Annotated in this window: 18 protein-coding genes, 1 tRNA gene, 1 other RNA gene and 1 pseudogene; 4 read left to right on the top strand and 17 right to left on the bottom strand. The window is 68.8% G+C overall.

The genetic code is table 11. The features are described 5' to 3' along the window. Positions 1-40: 40 nt before the first annotated feature. The 7 genes and pseudogenes from ACFU7D_RS09050 to ACFU7D_RS09080 all read right to left on the bottom strand — a co-directional run bounded on the left by ACFU7D_RS09050 (position 41) and on the right by ACFU7D_RS09080 (position 6,752). Positions 41-1,084 carry an aspartate-semialdehyde dehydrogenase gene (locus ACFU7D_RS09050; RefSeq protein ID WP_378865981.1) on the bottom strand — a complete coding sequence of 348 codons (1,044 nt, stop codon included), beginning with the start codon at positions 1,082-1,084 and terminating at the stop codon, positions 41-43. Then, positions 1,081-1,638, bottom strand: a complete 558-nt coding sequence (locus ACFU7D_RS09055) for an ACT domain-containing protein (protein WP_371113327.1) — start codon at positions 1,636-1,638, stop codon at positions 1,081-1,083. The genes ACFU7D_RS09050 and ACFU7D_RS09055 overlap by 4 nt, the downstream gene beginning before the upstream one ends. Beyond that, positions 1,615-2,916, bottom strand: a pseudogene (locus ACFU7D_RS09060) (aspartate kinase); the annotation flags it as partial. The pseudogene ACFU7D_RS09060 and the gene ACFU7D_RS09055, both read right to left, overlap by 24 nt. A gap of 11 nt (positions 2,917-2,927) precedes the next feature. Next, entirely contained in the window at positions 2,928-3,515 is a 588-nt protein-coding gene (locus ACFU7D_RS09065; protein WP_378725412.1) for a DUF5063 domain-containing protein, read from the bottom strand. An 86-nt stretch (positions 3,516-3,601) separates the two neighbouring features. Continuing rightward, complete coding sequence (gene recR, locus ACFU7D_RS09070; RefSeq protein WP_008356228.1) at positions 3,602-4,198, bottom strand: recombination mediator RecR; 597 nt, start codon at positions 4,196-4,198, stop codon at positions 3,602-3,604. Positions 4,199-4,231: 33 nt separating this feature from the next. Continuing rightward, the gene (locus ACFU7D_RS09075; protein WP_378725414.1) at positions 4,232-4,615 is read right to left on the bottom strand and encodes a YbaB/EbfC family nucleoid-associated protein; all 384 of its coding nucleotides are present in this window, start codon (positions 4,613-4,615) and stop codon (positions 4,232-4,234) included. Positions 4,616-4,625: 10 nt separating this feature from the next. Continuing rightward, positions 4,626-6,752, bottom strand: a complete 2,127-nt coding sequence (locus ACFU7D_RS09080) for a DNA polymerase III subunit gamma and tau (RefSeq protein WP_378865984.1) — start codon at positions 6,750-6,752, stop codon at positions 4,626-4,628. A gap of 177 nt (positions 6,753-6,929) precedes the next feature. Between ACFU7D_RS09080 and ACFU7D_RS09085 the strand changes: the two genes are divergently transcribed. After that, positions 6,930-7,541, top strand: a complete 612-nt coding sequence (locus ACFU7D_RS09085) for a DUF4328 domain-containing protein (protein ID WP_378865987.1) — start codon at positions 6,930-6,932, stop codon at positions 7,539-7,541. Between the two features lie 14 nt (positions 7,542-7,555). On the opposite strand, the gene ffs is transcribed toward ACFU7D_RS09085, so the two are convergent. Beyond that, positions 7,556-7,646, bottom strand: an RNA gene (gene ffs, locus ACFU7D_RS09090) — signal recognition particle sRNA small type. 89 nt (positions 7,647-7,735) lie between these two features. On the opposite strand from ffs, the gene ACFU7D_RS09095 reads away from it, so the two are divergent. Next, a tRNA-Ser gene (locus ACFU7D_RS09095) sits at positions 7,736-7,823 on the top strand. Between the two features lie 94 nt (positions 7,824-7,917). On the opposite strand, the gene ACFU7D_RS09100 is transcribed toward ACFU7D_RS09095, so the two are convergent. After that, entirely contained in the window at positions 7,918-8,328 is a 411-nt protein-coding gene (locus tag ACFU7D_RS09100; RefSeq protein ID WP_378865990.1) for a RidA family protein, read from the bottom strand. 77 nt (positions 8,329-8,405) lie between these two features. On the opposite strand from ACFU7D_RS09100, the gene ACFU7D_RS09105 reads away from it, so the two are divergent. Then, positions 8,406-8,771, top strand: coding sequence for a winged helix-turn-helix transcriptional regulator (locus ACFU7D_RS09105; protein ID WP_378725420.1), 366 nt, complete (start codon positions 8,406-8,408; stop codon positions 8,769-8,771). Positions 8,772-8,774: 3 nt separating this feature from the next. Here the strand turns inward: ACFU7D_RS09105 and ACFU7D_RS09110 are convergent, their stop codons facing one another. The 6 genes from ACFU7D_RS09110 to ACFU7D_RS09135 form a co-directional block, all read right to left on the bottom strand. After that, a complete protein-coding gene (locus ACFU7D_RS09110) occupies positions 8,775-9,920 on the bottom strand; it encodes a S8/S53 family peptidase (RefSeq protein ID WP_378865993.1) in 1,146 nt (381 codons plus the stop codon). Then, entirely contained in the window at positions 9,902-11,317 is a 1,416-nt protein-coding gene (locus ACFU7D_RS09115; protein ID WP_378865996.1) for a type VII secretion protein EccB, read from the bottom strand. Before ACFU7D_RS09115 ends, ACFU7D_RS09110 begins: the two co-directional genes overlap by 19 nt. Next, the gene (gene eccD, locus ACFU7D_RS09120; RefSeq protein WP_378865999.1) at positions 11,317-12,687 is read right to left on the bottom strand and encodes a type VII secretion integral membrane protein EccD; all 1,371 of its coding nucleotides are present in this window, start codon (positions 12,685-12,687) and stop codon (positions 11,317-11,319) included. Before eccD ends, ACFU7D_RS09115 begins: the two co-directional genes overlap by 1 nt. Positions 12,688-12,870: 183 nt before the next feature. Then, the gene (locus ACFU7D_RS09125; RefSeq protein ID WP_091043260.1) at positions 12,871-13,164 is read right to left on the bottom strand and encodes a WXG100 family type VII secretion target; all 294 of its coding nucleotides are present in this window, start codon (positions 13,162-13,164) and stop codon (positions 12,871-12,873) included. Between the two features lie 48 nt (positions 13,165-13,212). Beyond that, a complete protein-coding gene (locus ACFU7D_RS09130) occupies positions 13,213-13,548 on the bottom strand; it encodes a WXG100 family type VII secretion target (protein ID WP_091043262.1) in 336 nt (111 codons plus the stop codon). 154 nt (positions 13,549-13,702) lie between these two features. Further along, entirely contained in the window at positions 13,703-15,076 is a 1,374-nt protein-coding gene (locus tag ACFU7D_RS09135) for a hypothetical protein (protein WP_378866002.1), read from the bottom strand. Positions 15,077-15,250: 174 nt separating this feature from the next. Here ACFU7D_RS09135 and eccCa point away from each other — a divergent pair, with 174 nt between their 5' ends. Beyond that, the gene (gene eccCa, locus ACFU7D_RS09140) at positions 15,251-19,282 is read left to right on the top strand and encodes a type VII secretion protein EccCa (protein ID WP_378866005.1); all 4,032 of its coding nucleotides are present in this window, start codon (positions 15,251-15,253) and stop codon (positions 19,280-19,282) included. Between the two features lie 72 nt (positions 19,283-19,354). On the opposite strand, the gene ACFU7D_RS09145 is transcribed toward eccCa, so the two are convergent. Beyond that, positions 19,355-21,694, bottom strand: coding sequence for a protein kinase (locus ACFU7D_RS09145; RefSeq protein ID WP_378866007.1), 2,340 nt, complete (start codon positions 21,692-21,694; stop codon positions 19,355-19,357). Further along, positions 21,691-23,901, bottom strand: coding sequence for a protein kinase (locus ACFU7D_RS09150; RefSeq protein ID WP_378866009.1), 2,211 nt, complete (start codon positions 23,899-23,901; stop codon positions 21,691-21,693). Before ACFU7D_RS09150 ends, ACFU7D_RS09145 begins: the two co-directional genes overlap by 4 nt. Positions 23,902-23,911: the final 10 nt, after the last annotated feature.

The following is a 23,911-nucleotide window of genomic DNA, read 5'->3' on the forward strand; positions in this document are numbered from 1 at the left end:
GCACCAAGGTGCCGTCTCGGCCGACGTAGGTGACGTCTCGTCAGAGGGCGGCGGCTACCAGCTCGGCGAGCTGGACGGTGTTGAGCGCGGCGCCCTTACGGAGGTTGTCGTTGGAGATGAACAGCGCGAGGCCGCGGTTGTCGGGAACACCCTCGTCCTGACGGATGCGGCCGACGTAGGAGGGGTCCTTGCCTGCGGCGTACAGAGGCGTGGGTACGTCGCGGAGCTCGACGCCCGGGGCGTTCGAGAGGATCGCGGTGGCGCGCTCAGGGGTCAGGGGCGAGGAGAACTCGGCGTTGACCGCGAGCGAGTGACCGGTGACGACCGGGACGCGGACGCAGATGCCGGAGACCCGCAGGTCGGGCAGCGAGAGGATCTTGCGGGACTCGTTGCGGAGCTTCTGCTCCTCGTCGGTCTCGTTGAGCCCGTCCTCGACCAGCGAACCGGCGTAGGGAAGGACGTTGTAGGCGATCGTCTCGACGTACTTGTCCGGCTCCGGGAACGCGATCGCGGACCCGTCGTAGGCGAGCTCGCGGGCCTTGTCGCCGGCAGCCGCGACCTCGCTGACCAGCTCCTCGACGCCGGCGACGCCGGAGCCCGAGACCGCCTGGTAGGTCGAGACGACGAGCCGCTCGAGGCCGGCTTCGTCGTGGAGCGCCTTGAGGGCCGGCATCGCGGCCATCGTGGTGCAGTTGGGGTTGGCGATGATGCCCTGGCGGGCCTCGATGACACCGTCCATCGCCGAGGGGTTGACCTCGGAGACGACCAGCGGGATCGACGGGTCCTTGCGCCAGGCCGAGGAGTTGTCGATGACGATCACGCCGGCCTCGGCGAACTTCGGCGCAAGCGCCTTCGAGGTGGCGCCACCGGCGGAGAAGATCGCGATGTCGAGGCCGGCCGGGTCCGCAACCGCGGCGTCCTCGACGACGACCGAACGGTCACCGAACTCGATGGTCTTGCCGGCCGAGCGCGCCGAGGCGAAGAAACGGACCTCGCCGAGCGGGAAGCCACGCTCGAGCAGGATCTGGCGTACGGCGACGCCCACCTGTCCGGTCGCTCCCACGATTCCCAAGTTGATGCTCATCGGCCGGTCCCTCCGTAGACGATGGCCTCTACGTCGCTGTCGAGGCCGAATGCTCTGTGTGTGGCGCGCACGGCGCGGTCGAGGTCGTCGGCGCTGACGAGCACCGAGACCCTGATCTCCGAGGTCGACACCATCCGGATGAAGACCCCCTCGGCGGCGAGCGCGGCGAAGAATCGCGAGGTGATCCCCGGATGCGTACGCATCCCGGCACCGACGATCGAGAGCTTGCCGATCTGCTCGTCGGCGATCGGGTCGGCGAAGCCGATCTCGCTCTGGATGTCGCCGAGGGCCGCGCGCGCGAGCTTGACGTCGCTGCGCGGCAGGGTGAAGGAGATGTCGGTGCGCCGCGTCTCCTCGGCCGACACGTTCTGGACGATCATGTCGATGTGGATGCCGGCATCGGCGAGGGTGTCGAAGACGCGGGCCGCCTCGCCCGGCTCGTCGATGACGCCGACCAGGGTGATCTTGGCTTCGCTGCGGTCGTGGGCGATGCCGACGATCTCCGGGACGTCGCCGTTGGGCTCGGCCCCGTAGGAGACCTTCTCGACGTCCACGTCGCTGAACTTCTCGGCCGCGGCCTGCGCCGCCCGGTCGACCTCGTCGTCGGCGACGACGACCGAGACCCGCACCTCGGAGGTGGAGATCATCTGGATGTTGACCCCGGCCTGGGCGATCGCGGAGAAGAAGTCGGCGATCTTCTTCGGCTGGGTGCGCAGTCCGGCACCGATCAACGAGACCTTGCCCATCAGCGGCTCGCTGCTGACCCGCTCGAAGCCGAGCTCGGCCTGCGCCGGTTCCAGCGCCTTCACGGCCCGCTCGACGTCGTCGCGCGGGAGGGTGAAGGTGATGTCCGTACGCTCCGTGCCGGACGGTGACGCGTCCTGAACCACCATGTCGACGTTGATTCCGACGCCGGCGATGATCTCGAAGACCTTCGCGGCCGCGCCGATCTTGTCGGGCGCGTTGACGACGGTGATCTTGGCCTGGCTGCGGTCGGAGGCGATGGCGGCGACGATCGGCGCCTCCATCCCGACGCCGTCTCCAGGCTCTTCGACGGTCGGCGAGACCGCGTCGATGCTGCCCTTGACCACGGTGCCGGTGAGGGTGGAGAAGGAGGAGCGTACGTGGATCGGGAGGCTGTGGCGGCGGGCGAACTCCACTGAGCGCAGGTGAAGCACCTTCGCCCCGGAGGCCGCCAGCTCGAGCATCTCCTCGAAGGCGACCGAGCTCAGCTTGCGTGCGGTCGGGACGATCCGCGGGTCGGCGGTGAAGACGCCGTCGACGTCGGTGTAGATCTCGCAGACGTCCGCGTTCAGCGCGACCGCCAGCGCGACCGCGGTGGTGTCGGTGCCGCCACGACCCAGCGTGGTGATGTCCTTGGTGTCCCTGGAGACGCCCTGGAACCCGGCCACGATCGCGATCGCACCGTCGCCGAGCGCCGCCTGGATCCGCTCCGGGGTGATGCTGAGGATCTTGGCGCGCCCGTGCTGCGCATCGGTGATCAGACCGGCCTGCGACCCGGTGAACGACCGAGCCTCGTACGCCAGCCCGCGCTCGTTCGCAACGTCGTTGATCGCCATCGCGAGCAGCGCCATCGACTGCCGCTCGCCGGAGGTGAGCAGCATGTCGAACTCACGCGCGTGCGCGGTCGCGTCCGGCGAGACCTTGTTGGCCAGGTCGATCAGCTCATCGGTGGTGTCGCCCATGGCGGAGACGGCCACGACCACGTCGTGGCCCTGCTCTTTGGTCGCGACCACTCGCTGAGCGACGCGCTTGATGCCTGCAGCGTCCGCGACCGAGCTGCCACCGTACTTCTGAACGACGATTCCCACGGCGGGAAAGTCTACGTTGCCGATGCGGCCGTCTTCTCCAGCATCTCATCAGCGGCAGCCAGGTCCTCGTCCTCACCGGTGAACGGCTCGGAGTCGAGGCGGTCGTGAGCGACCACGGTGAGCAGCGCGTTGAGCACGGCACCGGCCAGGTTGCCCCAGTTGTTGACGTAGCTGAACTGCCACCACCACAGCGCCTCGTCGACGTCGCCGAGACGGTAGTGACGCAGGCCGTACTCCAGATCGGTCACCAGGCTGGCGACGTCGTCGGAGATCTGGCTGTCGACCACGTCCGGGGTGTAGGGATCGAAGACGAAGCTGTAGGTGTCGATGTCCCCGAACATCTCGGCGAGCCCCATCCGGAGCTCGTCGACGTCGGCCTCCATGCCCACGTCGGGCTGGAACTCCTCCCGAGGCTCGAAGTCCTGCTGGGCGCCCAGTCGCGCGCCCGCCAGCAGGATCTGGCTCACCTCCAGCAGCAGCATCGGGACAGCGCTGCCACCGTCGCCGTCCGCAGCGATCGCGCGCACCGAGAGCAGGAAGCTCTCCACCGAGTCGGCGATGCTGGTGGCGAAGTCCTTGCCGGTCAAGTCGTTCGTCATGACGGCCCCCTTCCCGAGGTCCCTTGAATCGTCAGGCTACCGCCGAAGTCGCGGTCTGACGAGGGTAAAGACTCGGCTCTTAGGGACTACTCAGCCGCCCGGCGTCCGGCGAACGCGCGGCCGAGGGTGACCTCGTCGGCGTACTCCAGATCGCCGCCGACAGGGAGACCGCTGGCCAGACGGGTGACCTTCAGTCCGAGCGGGCTCAGCTGACGGGTCAGATAGGTCGCCGTCGCCTCGCCCTCGAGGTTGGGGTCCGTGGCGAGGATCACCTCGGTGATCCCGGGGTCGTTGAGCCGCTGGACGAGCTCACGGATGCGCAGCTGGTCGGGACCGATCCCGTCGATCGGGCTGATCGCGCCGCCGAGCACGTGATAGCGCCCGCGGAACTCGCGGGTGCGCTCGATCGCGACGACGTCCTTGTATTCCTCGACCACGCACAGCACCGACTGCTCGCGACGTGGGTCGCGACAGATCCGGCAGGTCTCCTCCTCGGAGACGTTGAAGCAGACGGAGCAGAACTTCACCTTCGCCTTGACCTCGTTGAGGATCGAGGCCAGCCGATGTACGTCGGCGGGATCAGCCTGGAGCAGATGGAACGCGATCCGCTGGGCACTCTTCGGACCTACGCCCGGCAGCCGTCCCAGCTCGTCGATGAGGTCTTGGACCACACCCTCGTACAACTTGGTTATCGCCTGTCTCTAGCTGTGCTTATCTCAGAACCCGAGCTTGAACGGCGGCTCGCCGCCGCCGGGGGCACCACCGAGGCCGCCCGCGAGCGGGCCCATCGCCTCACCGGCGAGGGCGTCGGCCTTGCCCTTCGCCTCGCGGTAGGCAGCGACGATCACGGCGCCGAGGTCCTCGAGGTCGTCGGGGTCGTTGCCGTCGAACTCGCCCTGCTTGATCTCCACGCCGACCAGCTCGCCGGTGCCGGTGAGCTTGACCGTCACCGCACCCCCGGCGACGGTGCCGTCGACGATCGTCTCGGCGAGCTTCTCCTGGGCGTCGACGATCTGGCTCTGCAGCGCCTGGGCCTGCTGCATGATCGAGTTGAGGTCGAAGCCGCCCTCGCCGCCGAGGCCTTCGAGTGGGTTCGTCATCTGTGCCGTCCTAGTTGTGAGGAATCTCTTCGATCATCGTTGCACCCAGCTCCTGAGCGAGCAGGGCTTCAGCACCCATCGCGGCCGGCCCGTCGTACGCCTGGTCGTCGGGGTTGACCGCGGCGTCCGCCTCCGCCAAACGGGCCACGGAGTCGTCGACCGGACGCTCGTAGTCCGCGTCCCGCGTCGGCCGGATCGCCTCCCGAGCCAGCGCGATCGCTCCTGGGTCGGCTGGCTGCGTCCCGGACGTCGCGGGCGGCTCCGGCGGAGCCGGTGGTTGGTCGGGGGGCGGCGGCTCGGCGGCCCAGTCGGGCGGTGGCGCTTGCTCGTTCCAGGATGGCTCCGGCGGCTGCTGCGGCTGGGTGGGCTCCTGGGGCGCGCTCGGCTGCGGCGGCGGCGAGGCCTGCCGCTGCGGGGCCCCTTGGCCTCCGCCCGCGACGATCGCCTCGATCTTCGGCTGGATGCCGATCACGTTGACCAGCGCCTGCCCGAGGATCGGCTCGTGTCCACCGGTCGCGAACCGGTCGCGGAGCCCCGGCGAGGCGAACCCGAGGGTGAGCACGCCGTCGCGGAAGTCGACCACCTGGGCGTTCTGGCCGACCAGCGACCAGGTTGCCCGGCGCAGGCCCTTGGTCTGGGCGATCACGTCGTCCCACAGGCGGCGGACGTCCACGTTGCCCATACCGCCCGGCGACTGAGCCTGAGGTTGCGGCTGAGGCTGGCTCGGCGGCTCCGGAGCGGCCGGCGTCTGCTGGGGTGGCATCTCCGCGGCCGGAGCGGGCTCGCGGGTCGGTTCTGAGGCCGGTTCGCGGGCCAGCTCGGGGGTGGGGGCGTACGCCTGGACGGGTTCGGGCTGAGGTGACGCGGGGGCGACCGTCTCGTGCCCCGGCGCACCGACGGAAGGCTTGAGCACCGGCCGGTCCTGGGCAGGGGCGGCCGCCGCCGGAGGAGCGGCCACCGTCGGCGTACCGCTGATCTCGATCCGCCTCTCCAGACGGTCCAGCCGGGCCGCGAGACCGTCGGCACCGTCGGCCGCCGGCAGCAGCACCCGGGCACAGATCAGCTCGAGCAGAAGCCGGGGCGCGGTGGCGCCGCGCATCTCGGTCAGACCGGTCGCGACCGCATCGGCGGCTCGCGAGAGATCGTGTGGCCCGAAGCGTCCGGCCTGGGCGACCAGCCGCTCGCCGCCGTCCTGGGAGACGTCGATGAGCCCGGTCGCGGGTGCGTCCGGGACCGCCTTGACGATGACCAGGTCACGCAGCCGTCGCAGCAGGTCCTCGGTGAAGCGCCGCGGGTCCTGGCCGGTCTCGATGATCTTGTCGATCACGCCGAAGACCGCGGCGCCGTCGTGGGCCGCGAAGGCGTCGACGACCTCGTCCAGCAGCGCGTCGGGGGTGTAGCCGAGCAGCCCGGCGGCCAGCTCGTACGTCACTCCCTCAGGCCCCGCGCCACCGAGCAGCTGGTCCATCACCGAGAGGCTGTCGCGCATCGACCCGGCACCGGCGCGCGCGACCAGCGGCAGCGCGGCCGGCGCGACGTCGATGCCCTCCTTCTCGCACAGCGTCGAGATGTAGTCGGAGACCAGCTTCGGCGGGAAGAGCCGGAACGGATAGTGGTGGGTGCGCGACCGGATCGTCGGGATGACCTTCTCCGGCTCGGTCGTCGCAAAGATGAACCGCAGATGCTCCGGCGGCTCCTCGACGAGCTTGAGCAGCGCGTTGAATCCCTGCGTCGAGACCATGTGCGCCTCGTCGATGATGTAGACCTTGTAGCGGCTCTTCACCGGCGCGAAGAACGCCTTCTCCCGCAGATCACGGGCATCGTCCACACCACCGTGCGACGCCGCGTCGATCTCGATCACGTCGATGCTGCCCGGCCCGCCGCGCGCCAGGTCCCGGCACGACTCGCACTCCCCGCACGGATCCGCGATCGGCGCCTTCTCGCAGTTCAGCGCCCGCGCCAGGATCCGCGCCGAGGTCGTCTTGCCGCAGCCACGTGGCCCGGAGAAGAGGTACGCATGGTTGACCCGATTGCCCGCCAGCGCATTGCGCAGCGGGCCGGTGACGTGATCTTGGCCGATGACCTCGGCAAACGTCTCCGGCCGGTAGCGGCGGTAGAGAGCTAGCGGTGCGTCCACCCCATGAACCCTAACGACCCGCACCGACAGTCGGTAGCCGCCGGGCGGCTCGGCCGCGGACGAACCCCCCAAAGCGGGTCGTTCCGAACGATTCGCCTGCGCAATCCCCCACCGACGGACCAGCATTCGCACCGGGCGTCGTTCCAGGCGTCAGAAGAAATTCTCAAAGGACGCTCGATGATCAACCCCGACGACGCGTTGTCGACGTTGCAGAACCAGCCTGTCCCCCAGCAACTGCCGGCAGTTCCACGTGGTCTGGCGAAGTCCGCGATCTTTCTGGCCCTCGCTCTCACGGTCCTGTACGTCGTCAGCGTCGCGATCCTCGCGGTTCCCGCCCCCGCGGCGTGGGCTTTGGACGTACTCACGCTGAGCTCGTTGGCTGTCAACGGGATCTTCATCGCTGTGTACCTGGTGGGCACCCTGTGGCTGCTGCGAAGCTACGACTTCGCGACGCTGGTCGATCCGGCGTTCCACATGCGGCGCAGCCGAGCGTGGACATGGCTCGGGTGGTGGGTGCCGATCGTCTCGCTCTGGTTTCCCTTCCAGATCGTCGATGACGTACGCCGCGCGACCGCGAAGGGCGAAGCCCGGCCGAGTCCGACCGTCTGGTGGGCAGCATGGTTGATCGCGAGCTTGACGCCACAGATCACGATGAGAGTCTTCGGCACTGACGGTGCGCTGGTCAGCATCCTTCACGCGGTCTCCGCCGTCGCGATCGTGATCGCGTGCGTCACGTGGATCTCGATCATCCATGGGATCACCCGAGACCAGGAGGCGGTTCGCGGCTGACAAAGGAGAAAAGAAAAGGCCCCCCACGTACCCAACAGAGCTCGCTTATCCTTGCTGCCTTCCGGCCCTGGGGAGGTTCGACAAGATGTCACCACATGGGGGGTTGTCAGAGAGTCTAGACGAGTCCCCTCGCCGATCCCAAAGCACACCCGCCGATTTCCCCCATGCTCACGGAGCCGCGTAGGATCCCTCACGGATCTGTCGCCTAGTGGCCTATGGCGCACGGCTGGAATCCGTGTTGGGTTAACGCCCTCGGGGGTTCGAATCCCCCCAGATCCGCCAGCAGGAAACCTTGGTTCACCTGCAAGAACGCCGATCCGGACAGCGCAAGCTCCGGATCGGCGTTCTTCATTTCCGCAACCTCGGTCCGAGCGACTCAGTCCAGGATGGCGTACGCCTCGACCTCGACGAGCACGTCAGGCTCGAAGAGGTAGTCCACGCCGATGGCGGACAGCGGCGGCAGGGGTTGCGGGATGCCGAGCTCGTCGACGACGCCCTCGAGACCAGCGACGAACGCGTCGTACTTGTCCGGGGTCCAGCCAGTGACGAAGAACCGGAGGCGTACGACGTCGGCGAAGGTGGCACCGGCGCCGGCCAGGCCACGGGCGGTGCTGCGGAGCGCGTGGGCGAGCTGGCCGGCGAGGTCGCCCGGCGCCACACCGCGACCGAGCTCGTCCCGGGCGATCTGTCCGGCGACGTGGACGTGGCGGCTGCCGGTGGCGACGGAGACGTGGTGATAGGGCACGGGCTGGAACATGCCTTCGGGGGTGAGCAGATCGACGGGCACGATGAGATTCCTTCCAATCGTTAAGGTTTCTCATGTGTACTTGGTATCTAGAGGACACTTCAACGAGACTAGGTGTCATGGCCGATACCGTCCCCGAGCCGCTGCGACTCACCCAGGAGCACCGCGAGCTCCTCGACCAACTCCTCGACAAGTGGTCGCTGCAGGTGCTCGACACACTGTGCGAGCGGCCGCGACGGTTCAACGAGCTGCGTCAGGCGATCCCGGCGGTGACCCAGAAGTCGCTCACCACCGCGCTGCGCCGCCTGGAGCGCAACGGCATGGTCGCCCGGATCGTGCTGAGCACCCGTCCGGTCGCGGTGGAATACCGCATCACCCCGCTGGGCAGCACCCTGCAGGACCTCATCGACCGGCTCTACCACTGGACGACCACGACCCTGCCCGAGGTCGAAGCCGCGCGCGAGGCCTTCGACAGCGCAACCTGAGAGCTACATCGAGCCCTTGCGCCGCGAGAACAACGGTCGCAGGACCAGCGCGAGCCCGAGCGCGCCGCCGCCACCGATCGCCCACCAGATGGCGTTCTCACGGACGGTGGCCAGCGGGTCGACCTTCTCCCGGGCCATCGGTGCCTGCTCGACCTCCGGGGGCTCGGCGGCCTCCTCGACGGCGGGGCGGGTGAGGGCGTCGTACGCATTCACCACGCCGGCACCCCAGAAGCGGCCGCCCTGGCCTTCGCGGCCCGACGTGGTGCTGTAGAGACGGTCGATGACCTGGTCGGCGGTCCAGCCTCGATTGGTCGACCAGATCAGGGCGAGCACCGCCGAGACCTCGGCGGAGGCGAAGGACGTCGAGATCGTGTCCACCCAGCAGGGCTGGCCGAAGAGCGTCGTCGACGGGGCTCCGTACGTTGGTGCGACGACGTCGGTGTTGGAGTTGGGCAGCACGGTGAAGTCGGGGTCCGAGGCCGACGTGCCAGACGCACTCACCGTCACCACCGAGTCGTTGGCGTTGGGGAAGACCTTGGCGGCGACGTCCCGATCCGTGTCCGTGATGATGCCGGACCAGTCCGCGGCCGTCACCACGATGGCCCCCTTCTTGATGAGCGTGTCGACCGCCGTGTCGAGACCCGACGCGACCTGCGCCGCGGGCAGACCAATGTCGACGATCAGCCCCTTCGTGTTGCCCTTGGCAAGCGAGTTGAGCTCGGCGACCATCTGCTTGGCGTCGACCGTGGACTTCTCCTGACCGACCTTGAGAACCGGGTGGTCGCTGAGCTTCGCCTTGGGCGCGATCTGGGAGATCAGCCCGGCTGCGACGGTGCCGTGATAGTCCTGCGCGCTGCGGCTGTAACCGGAGTCGACCACCGCGACCCGGATCCCTTGGCCTTGCTTGCTCACCTTCTGCGCCTCGGCGATCCGCATGATCGCGAACGGGGCCACCGTCTCCGGCACCGGCGCGGTCTGGGTCTCCGGCTTCTGCGGCGCGCCACCACCGGTGTTCTTCTCGTACGCCTTACAGACCGGCCGTTCCTCTGCTGCGTAGGCAGGGCTCGGGTTGCCGAGCAGGGTCAGCCCGCCCAGGACCGCAGCGAGCGCGATGCCGCTACGCAGCAGCGTCACTCGGTCGCCACGCACTGGCTCTCCTGCACGTCTCCCGTGTTGGGCGGGCAGAGCGCGAGCTCGGTCGAGAGCGCGGCCCCACCAGGCAGCAGTCGCAGCCAGGTTCCGGGAACGATCGGGCCGGAGTCGGTTGTCAGGCCGAGCCGCGCGACCGTGACCGGACCGTCGAGGGTGTTGACCGTGCCCCGGGCGTCGATCAGGTACGGCGTCGCACTCTGCTTCTGAAGTTCCTCGCCGTTGGCGGCGTAGACAAAGGCGCCCTTGCCGGGATCGACCCGGGCCGAGGTGAAGTCGCTGGCCGCGGGAGGCTCCGACGCCGGCCAGGCATCCTCGCCCGGCTGGACGCCGAGTCGCACCGTCGTCTTGTCCTCGGTCTCGAGCTTGGCGCAGACACTGCCGGTCCCGGGCTTGAGGGTCTCTGCCGGCCAGGAAGTCTCCGGCTCCTCGCCATTGATCTGCGGACCGCTGTCCAGCGATTGGAGGCTGACCGACTTGCCCGCTGCCTGCAGGGCCGTGTCGTACACCTCAGCAGTGAAGTCGCTGATCCGGATCCAGCCGCTCTCCATCAGCAGGTAGCTCTTGGTGTCGAAGATGCCCCTCGTCCCGATCGGATAGTCCTCGCCGGCCACCGCTTGGCCGAACTTCGAGTAGGCGCTCCCGAACGCCTCCGCCTCGAGCGGGGAGCCCGCAGGGAAGAGGTTGACCCACGCCTGCGGGACTTTGAGCGTCGGCGGGGAATCGTCGAAGACTCGATCGGCGTAGGTCTCCTGATCGCCCTTGATCTTGTAGCTGTAGGCCTGGGTGTAACCCTCATCCGTCCGAGACTCCGCGATGAGGTAGTTGCCCTCTTCGGTCTGCACCATGAAACCGGTGTCCGTGGCAGCCTTCACGTCCGGCTTCGCGGAGATGTTCAGCTGCGTGCCCGCGCCGTTGGCGGTGCACGCGGTCCAGCCGGTGTTGATGAAGTCGGACGTCAGCGGCAGCTCCTCGGGAACCCTGGGACCGGAGATGCCGATCGTCTGCTTCGGGAACTCCTTGTCGATCTCGTCCTGGTCGATGACCTTGGACTGCTTCTCCAGGTCGAGCCCGAGGATGAGCTGGGCGCTGGCCAGGTTAACGACCGGGTACAGCTCCCTGCCCTTCTCGGGGCCGGTGACGACGTACCGCGCCCCGCCCTTGGTCACGATCAGGCCGGGCTGGTCTGCCCAGCCCGTGGCAGGCCGGGGAGCGAGGAAGTGGGCGACCGCGCCGCCGGCGATGAGCAGCACCGCCAGCACGAGGCCACCGAAGACCGAACGACCCGGCCGGGCCGGCTCCACCTCGCGCCCACCGGGGGCACCGGAGAGGAACGCGGAGACCAGTCGGCGACGGCTGAAGGCATGCGCCTCTACGAGGTCCTTCTTGCTGGCCATCAGAAACCAGCCACCGCGGCGCCGAAGAGGCCCGAGGCGAGCACCATCAGCGGCAGCATCGCGAGCAGGCAGATCGTCTCGGCGACGTCGGCCAGCCGGCCGCGCCGGATCGACCCGACGTCGGGGACCAGCGTCAGCACCAGGAGTACGCCACCCGCGGCTGCCAGCACGACGGCCGTCGTCGGCCGCCACGACTCGTGGTAGACCAGCAGCGCGGCACCGATCGCGAGCAGGCCGGCGATCCCGGAGACCAGGCCGACGAGCACCTCCGAACCCGTCCGGTACTGCCGCGTACGCAGCATCAGCACGACACACGCGGCCAGAGCCAGCAGCGTGCCGAAGAGCCCGAGCCGCACCACGAACGGCGCGGTCAGCACGACCAGGACGCCGACGGAGAGCGAGATCGCGACCAGGATCTCGTGGGCGACCTTGGCGTCGACCCGGACCTGGTCCTGGCGGATCTCGTCGGGGTCGAGGTTGATGTCCTCGTCGGAGTAGAGCTGCGGAACGTCGGTCTTGGTCGTGCTCAGCGCGAGCCACGGGAAGAAGCTGCCGGCCAGGACGACGACGACCAGCACGATCCCGAGCACCACACCGGCCTTCCAGCCGGTCATGCTCAGCAGCATCCCGGCCACCAGGAAGACGCCACCCACGAGGGCGCCCGGCATCGCCAGCATCCGGGCCTCGCCGAGCCCGAGGAAGCCGATCCCGGCGGCGAGCATCGCGCCCGCGCCGGCGAAGGCCAGCGGCATCCCGACGCCGCCCTCGGGGCCGAGCGAGGCCGAGCCGATCAGGAAGCCGGCGACCGCGCCGTAGACCTCACCGATCCACACCGCGGCGATCGCGGCGTCGTTCTCGGCCTCGAGCCGGGAGAGCACGATCGCGCCTCCGGCGAGGACCATGCCGATCACCCCGGCTGCCACGCCGGCGAGCATCGACGGTGCCTGCGTCCACAGCGCACCGGCACCGAGGAGCAGCAGCAGCGCGGCGGCCAGCAGCGACGTACGTCGGCCTGCTTCCGGCTTCCAGGGGGCCATCTCGCTCTCGACGACGTCGGTCATCGCCTCGACCACGTCGTCGTAGACCCGCGGCGGCTTGTCGTCGATCCCGGCGCTCACGGTGAGCACGCCGCCGTCCTCGACGCCCTGCGGGATCAGACCGAGGTCACCGGCGAGCTTGCGGCCGTCGGCGAGCACCACGCGATAGCCGGCGTAGGCCGTCTGCGGGTCGAGCAACCCGACGCTTCGCGCAAGCTCCGGCACGAGCTCCGCCACCGGCACCGAGCCCGGCAGCACCAGATCCATCCGACGTGTGCCGGAGGCGACCGTGACCCGGACCAGCCCAGTGGGCGCCACCTGCGCCTGCGTCATTTCACGAACTCCTCGCGTCGTGCCTGTGCCCGGGACGAACCGACCGAATGTCCCGAGAGCTAGACCTACCTCGCGCTCGCTGAATCAGACAGCGAACATCAGCGCTGACTTTGCCATAAAACATGCGACGAGGGGACCGGTGCCCCGCACCGATCCCCCCGTGTTGCCTGTGTGCTGAAGAACTCAGCCGCCGAAGCCGCCGGCACCGCGACGGTCCGCGTCGTGCATGTTGGCGTTGGCCTCGTTGACGAACTTGCTGCCGCGGTCCAGCGCCATGCCGAGCTCGCGGATGCTCTGGTTCCACTTGGCCTGGGCCCGGTTGTAGGCGTCGGCCGCCTCACCGGTGAAGTTCTCCTGGAGACCGAGGATGTGACGCTCGAGCTCGTCGAGCTCGCGGTCCATGTCGGCCACGCCCTTGAGCAGGACGTCGGTGATGGAGCCCATCTTCCCGTGGTTTACGACAATCTCTTCACCCATGTCAGTTCCTTCCAGTCCTCTGCTTGAAAATGCGGCCTGACCGGGTGGTCAGCCACCCATCTTGTACGAGATGCTGTCCATGCTGGAGGTGACGGAGCTGGACTGCCCGGCAACATCCTCGTCGGCCTGGCTACCGACCTTGCGGGCGTTCTCGAGACCCGCGGTGAGCTCGTCGAGCGCGTTGGTGATCTCGCGCGACTTCTCGTTGTAGGTGTTCATCAGCTGCTGGAACGAGGTGCCGCCGGCACCCTTCCAGCCCGAAGCGCCCTCCGCCTGGGCCTCCGAGACGGTGCGGCTGTTGACACTCTGCAGCTTGGCCTTGGTCTCGTTGATGAAGTTGACGGCGGTGTTGATCGCCTGGCCTTGCTTGATCTCACTGCTCATGGTGCTGTCCTTCCACCGGCGGAACCGGTTTTCCTAGGTTTGATACCTGTTGGAGCCCGGCTCCCGATGGGCTCCCCCGAGGTCCGGACAATGTGTTCTTACCCCGTCTCCGGAGTTCTAAACACAAATCTCTGAACTTTTTCGGCCCTGCTGCCTAGCTGTTGAAACCCGATTCCCACAGGTGACGGAAGAAGCCTGAGGAAACCACGAACGAAGCGATGACCGCGGCGCCGCACAGCGACTCAGCCCAGTCGGCCCGAGACGCCCATTTCGCCGAGCGCCAGCCCCGGCCGGTCGCGATCGCCGCGATGATGACGGCGAACCCGATCACCACGACTCCCAGACCGAACCAGGAGACCAGCTCCGGGTCGACCCAGCCTACGAAGGCACGGACCCCGACCGCCAGCGCAATAATCCCGGCAACCCGGAGTACGCCACGAGGCAGCCAGTAGCGATAGCTGCGCGCCGCGAGCAGGATCACGAAGGCACCGGCCAGCAGGATCAGCCAGCCACCGACCCGATCCAGGTCGTCCGTCGCCGTCGCCACCAGCCCCGGTCCACTCACCGCGACCACGGCGAGGACTGCCCAGGAGGCCGCGGCCAGCGTGCGGGCGCCGCGCTCGGCCACCTCGGTGACCTCGTCGATCGGGACAGTCGCCTTGCCGGAGGTCGTCCTGGCCCGTGCCGACCAAGCGGTCACGGAGAGCTTGGAGACATCGAGGAGATAGGAGTCCGGGACGTCGACGGCGTACGACGGGACGATCCGCGCCGCCAGCGCGGCCGCGGCGAACAGGATCGACCACGGCACCTGCGGCGAGGTGCCGAGCAGGGCGCACAGCGCGGTCACGACGAAGACGATGACGCCGGTCGTGGTCCAGATCTTCAGACCCTCGTCGACGGTGTCGACGAGGGACCGCGAGATCGTCGCGACGACCGCGGCACTCAACCCGGCCACTCCGACCGCCATCGGCAGCGTCTCGGGCACCGGGTCGACGGTGATGACGAAGGCGGCGCCGGCGGCGAAGGCCGGGGCGGCGATCGCTCGGCGCGCTGCGTACGGCCCGGCGGGGATGATGCCGATCAACGCTCCCAGCGCGAGCAGACCGGCGATGGCCAGTCGCTGCCAGCCGTCGGCCTGGGCACCGAACCCGGCCGCGGCGACCGCCAGGAGGGTGGCCAGACCGACCCAGTAGAACGAGAAGCTGCCCGCCTGGACCGCGGCGGCCGTCTCGACGACCTCGCGCCGCGCGTAGGCCTGCGTCGGCGGCGAGTCGGCGGCGAGCAGGGCGCCCGAGGTGATGCCGCGCGAGGCGAGCGATGCGTCCGGTTGGATCACCTCGCCACGACGGTCCCGCAGCACCGGGGCCGCGGGCAGACCGACGGCCGTCGCGTACTCCCGTGCCAGGTCCGAGGCGTGCGCATCGGAGGGAACGACGATGTCGACCACTCCGGCGGTGCCGTGGACCGTGACCGCCAGGCCGCCTGCTGCGAGCGCCGGCTCAACGGCATCGGCCGTCTGAGTGGGCATGACACCTCCCGGATGCGTGAAGACCCTGTGACAGAGTTCCACATCGGAAGCTCCACCGCCCGTTTTACCCGACCGGCACGGTTAAGGGTAGTAGCCGGGTGGCGGGCACTCTAAGATCCTGACCACCTGCGGCATCCGGGCCCGCGGGGCACTGAACCAGTCTCAGGGGGACACGTGACCATCGCTGCGACAGCCGGCGGTACCCGCACCGAGGAGCCGGAGGTCCCCGAGGGGGAGCTGGCTCTGAATGCTCCGCCGGCTATCGAAGAGGGCGAGGGCGTCGGTGGCATCCTGATGAACGCCATCCCCATGCTCGGTGGCCTCGGATCGATCGTGCTCATCGCGACGATGCAGTCGGGCGCCGGGGGTTCCCCGCCGATCCAGCGCTACATCGCTGCCGGCATGTTCCTCTTCGCCACGCTCGGCTTCATCTTCGTGCAGATCGACCGGCAGCGGAAGCAGAAGCAGAAGCAGGTCGGCGGGCAGCGCACCGACTACCTCCGCTACCTGGCCGGCGTCCGGCAGTCGGCGCGCAAGGCCGGTGAGCAGCAGCGCAAGGCGCTCACCTGGCACTATCCCGCGCCGTCCTCGCTGCCCGCGATCGCCGAGGAGCGCAGCCGGCTGTGGGAGCGCTCGAACACCCACAAGCGCTATCTCGACGTCCGCTACGGCGTCGCGCACCAGCCCCTCGCCCTGACCCTGGTGCCGCCCCAGCAGACCCCGATCGACCAGGTCGACCCCGCCTCGGCGAGCGCGCTGCACCGGCTGCTGACGGTGCACCGGGTCCAGCCCGACCTGCCGGCCGCGACCAACCTGCGCGGCTTCGACAAGATGGAGATCTGCGGCAACGAGGACCAGGCCCGGGCGCTCGCCCGCGCCCTGATCTGCGGGATGACGGCCTTCCACTCGCCGGAGCAGCTGATCGTCGCCGTACTCACCTCCGAGCGCAACCTGGCCGAGTGGGACTGGGTCAAGTGGCTCCCGCACGCGCAGAGCGGCCGCGAGGTCGACGCCGTCGGGCCGCGCCGCATGGTGGTCACCAACATCAACGACCTCGGCGCCCTGCTTCCGACCGAGGTCGGCGAGCGCGCCCGCTGGGGCACCGACGACCGGATCCCGTCGCCGCAGGTCGTGGTCATCGTCGACGGCGGCTCCGTCCCGCCGGGCAACCACGTGCTCCCGGACGACGGCATCCAGGGCGTCACGGTCATCGACCTGCCGACCCACTGGGACGAGCTGTTCGACTCCAGCCGGGTGCGGTTCCTGATCGACGACGAGGAGACCGACGAGAACAACACGGTCTCCGGCTACCAGGTGCGCGTACGCATGGACCCGGTCCGCCTGCGGGTGGACCAGATGAGCATGGCCGACGCCGAGGCCTACGCCCGCCGCCTGACCGCGCTCTACACCGTGGCTCCGGAGGGCTCCGACGCCGCCGCCGAGACCCCGCAGGACACCGAGATCGCGGCCCCGAAGGACTACATGGCGCTGCTCGGTCTGGGCGACGTACGCTCCTTCGACCCGGACGTCGCCTGGCGTCCCCGCGCCAACCGCGACCGGCTGCGCGTGCCGGTCGGCGTCGGTGATGCCGGCCAGCAGATCTACATGGACATCAAGGAGTCGGCTCAGCAGGGAATGGGGCCGCACGGCCTCGTCATCGGCGCCACCGGTTCCGGTAAGTCGGAGTTCCTCCGCACCCTCGTCCTCGGTCTGGTGCTCACCCACCCGCCGGAGGTCCTCAACCTGGTGCTGGTCGACTTCAAGGGTGGTGCGACCTTCGCCGGGATGGCGGGCATGCCGCACGTCTCCGCGGTGATCACCAACCTCGAGGGCGAGCTCACTCTGGTCGACCGTATGCAGGACGCGCTCTCCGGTGAGATGACCCGCCGCCAGGAGCTCCTGCGCGAAGCCGGCAACTTCTCCTCGCTGAAGGACTACGAGAAGGCCCGTACGCAGGATCCCTCGATGGATCCGCTGCCGTCGCTGTTCATCGTGGTCGACGAGTTCTCCGAGATGCTCTCGGCCAAGCCCGAGTTCATCGACCTGTTCGTCGCGATCGGTCGTCTGGGCCGATCCCTCGGCATCCACCTGCTGCTCGCCTCGCAGCGCCTCGAGGAGGGCCGCCTGCGCGGTCTCGACTCGCACCTCTCCTACCGCGTCGGTCTGCGCACCTTCTCCGCGCAGGAGTCGCGGACCGTGCTCGGAGTGCCGGACGCGTACGAGCTTCCGGCTGTTCCCGGCCTCGGTTACCTGAAGCCCGACCCGACGAACATGCAGCGGTTCCGGGCCGCGTACGTCTCGGGGCCGCCGGCCGCGGGTTCGCGGATCCGCCGCGACGAGGGCGGCAAGCTGCAGGGCATCTTCCCGTTCTCGATCGCCGAGGTGAAGCAGCTGGCGATGCCTGTCGAGGAGGACGAGCGTCCAGCCACCCCGGTCGTGGGCGCGGACGGCGTCGAGAAGTCGATGCTCGACATCGCCGTCGACCGGATGACCGGCCACGGCGCCCCGGCCCACCAGGTCTGGCTGCCGCCGCTCGACATCCCCGACACGCTCGACACGCTGATGCCCGACCTGACCACCTCGCCCGAGCTCGGTCTGCACTCGCCGGCCTGGAAGCGGCTCGGTGGACTGGTGGTGCCGCTCGGCATCGTCGACAAGCCGCGTGAGCAGCTGCGCGACACCCTCACCGTCGACCTGCGCGGAGCCGCAGGTCACGTCGCGGTCATCGGTGCACCTCGCACCGGTAAGTCGACCACGCTCCGCACCATCGTCACCTCGATGTCGCTGACCATGACGCCGCAGGAGGTGCAGTTCTTCGTCCTCGACTTCGGTGGCGGCACGTTCGCGCCGCTGGCCAAGCTCCCGCACGTCGCCGGTGTCGGCACTCGTTCCGAGCCCGATGTCGTACGCCGCGTCCTTGCCGAGATCTCCGGCATCATCGACCGCCGCGAGGCCTACTTCCGGGCACAGGGCATCGACTCGATCGAGACCTACCGCACCCGCCGCGCTCGTGGACAGGCCGACGACGGCTGGGGCGACGTCTTCCTCGTCATCGACGGGTGGGGCACGCTGCGCGCCGACTTCGACGACCTCGAGTACGCCATCCAGGAGATCGCTCCGCGCGGCCTGACCTTCGGCGTCCACATCGTCGCGGCGGCTGGCCGCTGGGCAGAGTTCCGCTCCTCGATGCGCGACGTCTTCGGCACCAAGCTCGAGCTGCGTCTGGGCGACCCGATGGACTCCGAGCTCGACCGCAAGCTCGCCGCCCTGGTGCCGACCGGGCGCCCGGGTCGAGGCATCGTGAAGGAGAAGCTCCACTTCCTCAGCGCCCTGCCCCGCATGGACGGCGACGGCTCGGCGGCGACGCTGGGCGATGGCGTCGACGACCTGATCTCCCGGATCTCCGCGGCCTGGCAGGGCCCTGCCGGACCGAAGCTGCGGCTCCTGCCCGAGCGGATCACGATCGAGCGGATCCGCGAGCAGGCCGGGGTCACCACGGAGAAGCCCGGCAAGCGACTGCTGCTGGGCATCAACGAGAAGGAGCTGGCCCCGGTCGGTCTCAACCCCGACACCGAGCCCCACCTGCTCGTCTTCGGCGACGGCCAGTCCGGCAAGTCCTCGATGCTGCGCAGCATCGCCCGCGAGATCATGCGGACGCACACGCCCAAGGAAGCGCAGATCGCGGTCGTCGACTACCGGCGGTCGCTGCTCGGCGAGATCCCCGAGGACTACCTGGTCGGCTACCTCACCTCGGCGACGCAGGCCAACCCGACGCTGAGCGACCTGGCGGCGTACCTGACCAAGCGGATCCCGGGCCCGGACGTCACGCCCGAGGAGCTGCGCAGCCGGTCGTGGTGGTCGGGCGCGGACCTGTTCGTGCTCGTCGACGACTACGACCTCGTCTCGACGCAGCAGGGCTCACCCCTGGCTCCGTTGCAGCCGCTGATGGCCCAGGCCGGCGACGTCGGCCTGCATGTCATCCTCGCCCGTCGCTCGGGTGGTGCGTCGCGTTCCCTCTACGAGTCGGTCATCCAGTCGATGCGTGACCTGGCGATGCCGGGCCTGCTGCTCTCCGGCAACCCGGACGAGGGCCCGCTCATCGGCAACCTGAAGCCGGTCCCGACCCTGCCGGGCCGCGGGCGCCTGGTCACCCGCGACCGCGGTATCGAGGTCATCCAGCTGGCTTGGAGCGAGTCCTCGGTGTAGCTCGCCCGTCACGAACAACGCAACGGCCCGCGACCTGATCCAGGTCGCGGGCAGTCTGTCGTTCGCCCGTGGTCAGAGCGTCCCAGTGCCGTTGTTGTTGGATGCCTTGCGCAACGGCGGATGGGTCTCGAACTGGTCGGCTCCGGGCATCTCCCACGTCTCGGCGGTGAACCCGTCCTTGCCGGAGATCAGGACCGACGCCTTGTTGAGATACTCGTAGTCCCCGTCGCCGGCTCGCAACGGGTTGACCAGGTCGTCCCTGCCGTCACCGTTGACGTCGGCGACCCCAGGGATCTGAGACCCGCTGACGGCGTCGTCGTTCTTGACCGGGTCGTCGATGTCCCACGACGGCTCGGGAACGAACTTCTTGCCCTCGGGATCGTAGGAGTAGACGCGGATGGCCCACTTCTGGTCCACGATCTCCTGGGTGATCAGCTCGTCCTTCCCGTCACCGGTGACATCGGCGAAGTTCGACGATCCGGCGACCCGATCGCCGTCGGGTCCGGGCACCTCGAGGTCGGTCTTGGTGAGCTTCGAGCCATTGCTCATCAGCAGGAGCACTGCGGCCGGTGAAGTCTCCCTGGCACCCATGATGACGTCGGCACGCTTGTCTCCGTCGAAGTCACCGACGTCGAAGTTGATGTCGAACGTGGGGCCCTGCCAGGGACCGGTGTACCACTCGGCGCTCTTCGCCCAGGTGTTGTCGGCCTTGCTCAGCATGACCGTCATGTGGAACTCGAGGTCCTTGAGCTTGGCCAGGTCGGCGTCCTCCTTGGGCAGCTTGGTCCCGTTGCCGACGGAGATCATGCCGATGTCGTCGCGCCCGTCGCCGTTGAAGTCGGCGCAGAACATGGCCAGGCGCTTGCCCGATGCCGGAACCTGGATGGCACCGTCGGGTTGATCCTTGGCGTTGGAGTCGACGTTGAACGAGGATCCGATGCCGGAGACCTGCACCACGTCGACCCGCCCGTCGGCGTCCAGGTCCCCGAGCAGGTTGCCGAACTTGAGACCCTCGGTGGTGCCGGACTCGAACCCCTTGCCGGTGGAGGCGAAGAGGGTCGCGGCATTGCCGTCCCAGTTGTAGTTGACGTCACCGAACGGCGCACCGAGGACCAGGTCGCCCAGCCGGTCCCCGTCGATGTCACCAGTCACCGCCGGCTTCGGCTTCGCAGGGGTGTTCTCCGTCGTCGCGAGGGTGACACCCACCGCGGTGCCGCCCGCAACGAGGACCGCGAGGGCCGCCGCGCCGGCGATCCACCACGTGGCCTTGGCGCGCTTGAGAGTGACGGTGGCTCCGGACGCGAAGCCCATCTGTCGCCCCGCCATCGCGGCGAAACGGTCCCGAACCCGAACCGCCTCGTTCGTACGCTGCGCCGGATCCTTGACGAGCAGACCGCGCTCGCCGGAGAGCAGGTCGTTGGCCTGCAGGGTGAAGTCATCGCGGCCCGGCAGCGTCGGGATCGGCTGTGACCCGTGGGCCATCGCGGTCTCGACGTCATTCGCCCCGGTGAAGGGCACGGTCCCGGTGACGAGCTCGTAGAACAGGCAGCCGAGCGAGTAGAGGTCGCTCGCCGGAGTCGCCGGCGCACCCATCGCGCGCTCGGGCGCCAGATAGTTCCACGCACCGGAGTGGATCCCGGGCCTGGCGGTCGCGGAGTCATCAGCGCGCGCCGCCGCGAAGTCGGACAGGTAGGCGTACGGCGGACTGTTGCCGTCGCGGAGCAGGATGTTCGACGGTTTCACGTCGCCGTGCACGACACCGACCTCGGGCGAATGGATCGCTGCCAGACCGTCGGCGATCTGGGCGCAGATGTCGGCGGCCAGCGGGCCGGGGAGACGGCCACGGGCCTTCAGCAGCGAGCCGAGGTCGCCGCCGTCGGCGAACTGGGAGACCAGGTAGGGGGCACCGTCGTGGGTCCGGCCGTTGGTGTAGACGCCCATGATGTGGGGCGAGTCCAGCTTGGCCATCAGCGTGGCCTGTTTGTCGAACCGGGACACGAACTCGGGGTCGCGTGCGCTGCGCCCGAGGAGCACCTTGAGGGCGACCGCTCGGTTGAGCCGGGTGTCGGTGGCCTTGTAGACGACCGCCATCTCGTTGGACGCCACCTGCTGCTCGAGCCGGTAGGGCCCGATCATGCCGGGGGCGTCCGCCTTCAGCACGGTCGCCGGTAGCGGGGTCTGCACAGGCGGTGGCGGAGGCGGCGGAGTCTGGGCCACCGGCGGCTGGGCGGGAGGAGGCGGTGGTGGTGTCGGAGCGGGAGCCGGCGGAGGCGGCGGCGTACCGGAAGGTCCGCCGGGCCGGGCGACCCGTGGCCTGATCGTGGTCTTGTCGGGGTCGTCGACCGGGGGACGCTCGAACGAGGGCTGCGGCCCGCGCGGTGCGTTGTCAGGGGTTCCGGTGGAATCGCTCATCCGAGGGTTCCTCCCATCAGGTTGTAGCGGCGCACATCGTCGGGCGACTTCTTCCACGTCGCCATCATGTGACCGGGGAACGTCCCGGTCTTCGAGGCCAGAGCCACGTAGAAGGCGTAGGGGCTCTCGCTGGTGTCCTGCGTAGCCGCGACGATGTCGGTGCGTCCGTCGCCGTTGACGTCGGCGACGGTCACGGGATACCTGCTGGTGGTCTTGAGGGTGTTGCGGGGCTTGGGCAGCTTCCCGCGGTTGGCGATCGAGAACTGGGTCAGGTCCTCGCTGAACGTGCCGACGGTGATCGACTGGCCCTCGCCACGACCTGATTCCGCCGCGACGATCTCATCGCGGCCGTCGCCGTTGACGTCACCGGCGAGGAACGAGCTGATCGACTGATGCTTGAACTCGAACGGCTTCGCAGCAGCGACGGTCGTTCCCTCTCCCTGGTAGAGGTCCAGGCTGGAGGTTCCGGACGTGAGGGTCATGTCCTCCGGGCTGCCTTCGACCCGGTTCAGGACGGCCAGATCGGCCTTCTCGTCGCCGGTGAACTCGCCCACCGCGATCTGCTCCACCGGTACGGCCGGATAGGACCCGAAGAGCGTCGGCTCCTCGAACCCCGACCCAGTTCCTCGGTAGACCCAGATCGAGCCGTCCCCGGCCCTTCTCCCCTGCCTGTCGAGGTCGGGGTCCGGGTTGCCGAAGTGCGTACTCATGAACAGATCGGCGACACCGTCACCGTCGAAGTCGTCGGTGCCGAGGTCGTAGTAGAAGTTCGAGCCCGCCATCTTCTTGCCCTGCTCGACGACGCCCGCGGGAGCCTTGAGGGATCCCTCCAGGTCCCCGTGGAACTCGAAGCCCTTCTCGCTCCGCACGAGGGTGACGAGCGTGTTCTTCCCATCGCCGGTGAAGTCACCGCAGAGCGGAAACACCTCGCCCCCGTCGTTGTCGGCCGGGAGCGCAGGGTCGTTGTAGGTGACGGGCTTCGACGGGGCCAACGTGCGGCCGTCCGACGTCCAGGTGACGACATCCACCCCCTCGCCGTCGGGGTTCTGGACGTTGGTGATCACGTCCCCGAACTTGTCCCCGTTCACATCCGCGTACGCAGCCCCCTTCACGGTCGGCACGATGGGCTCGGGCCCGTGCTCGACCCAGGGCTGGGTGATCGCCAGGGCACCGCCGACCCCGAGGGCGGCCACCCCGACCATCGCCGCCCCGACCCGGAGCGGAGTGATCTTGGACGGCCGCTGCGCCTCCTCGATCAGGATGGCTTCGCTCTCGGAAGGCGCCCGCACGGCCGCGACCAGGATCGGCGCCGGGTTGGGGTCGGTCATCGACGGCGCGGGCACCAGCTGAGCGGGCGCGGTGATCTCGCGCAGCTTCAGCAGGTCGTCCTTGAAGACGGCGGCGCTCTGGTAGCGGCTCCGGCGGTCCTTCGCCATCGAGAGCTGCAGGATCCGGTTGGCCGCCTTGGTCCAGTCGTCGGAGCCGACGAACTGCGGGATCGGCGCGTTCTGGTGGGCCATCGCCACCTGCACCGCCGCACCCGAGTAGGGGATCTTGCCGGTCAGCGTGAACCACAGCATGCAGCCGGCCGCGTAGATGTCTCGTGACGGCTCCGGCGAGATCGGCCGGCCCTGCGCGTCATGCTCGTCGCGGATGTATTCGGGCGCCAGGTAGTTCCACGTGCCGGTGATCCCGCCGGCGGGCGAGTCGGAGGACGAGGTCGCGATCCCGAAGTCGCACAGGAACGCGAACGGGTCCAGCGGGCTCGCCGGGTTGCGTACGAGCACGTTCGAAGGCTTGACGTCCTGGTGGATGATCCCCGCCTGGTGGGCGTCGTGCAGCGCCCCCGCCACCTGGGCGTTCACCAGGCACGCCAGGTGCGGCGCCAACGGTCCGTTGCTGCGTACGAGTCCGGTCACATCACCGCCCTTGATGAACTGGGTGACGATGAACGGGCTGCCCTGCTGCTCACCGATGTCGTAGATCGCGATGATGTGGGGCGACCTGATCTGCGCCAGGGTCTGCCCCTCGCGGATGAACATGTCGATGAACTGTCGGTCGGCCAGGTGGGCATGCACCATCTTCAGGGCGACCTGCCGTTCGAGCTTGGTGTCGAAGGCGTCATAGACCACGCCCATTCCACCCTCGCCAAGAATGCGATCCAGGCGGTAGTGGCCGAACACTGCCCCGGGATGAAGCGTCGTCATGCCCGCACCC

This window comes from Nocardioides sp. NPDC057577, from assembly GCF_042801335.1.
Classification (GTDB): domain Bacteria; phylum Actinomycetota; class Actinomycetes; order Propionibacteriales; family Nocardioidaceae; genus Nocardioides.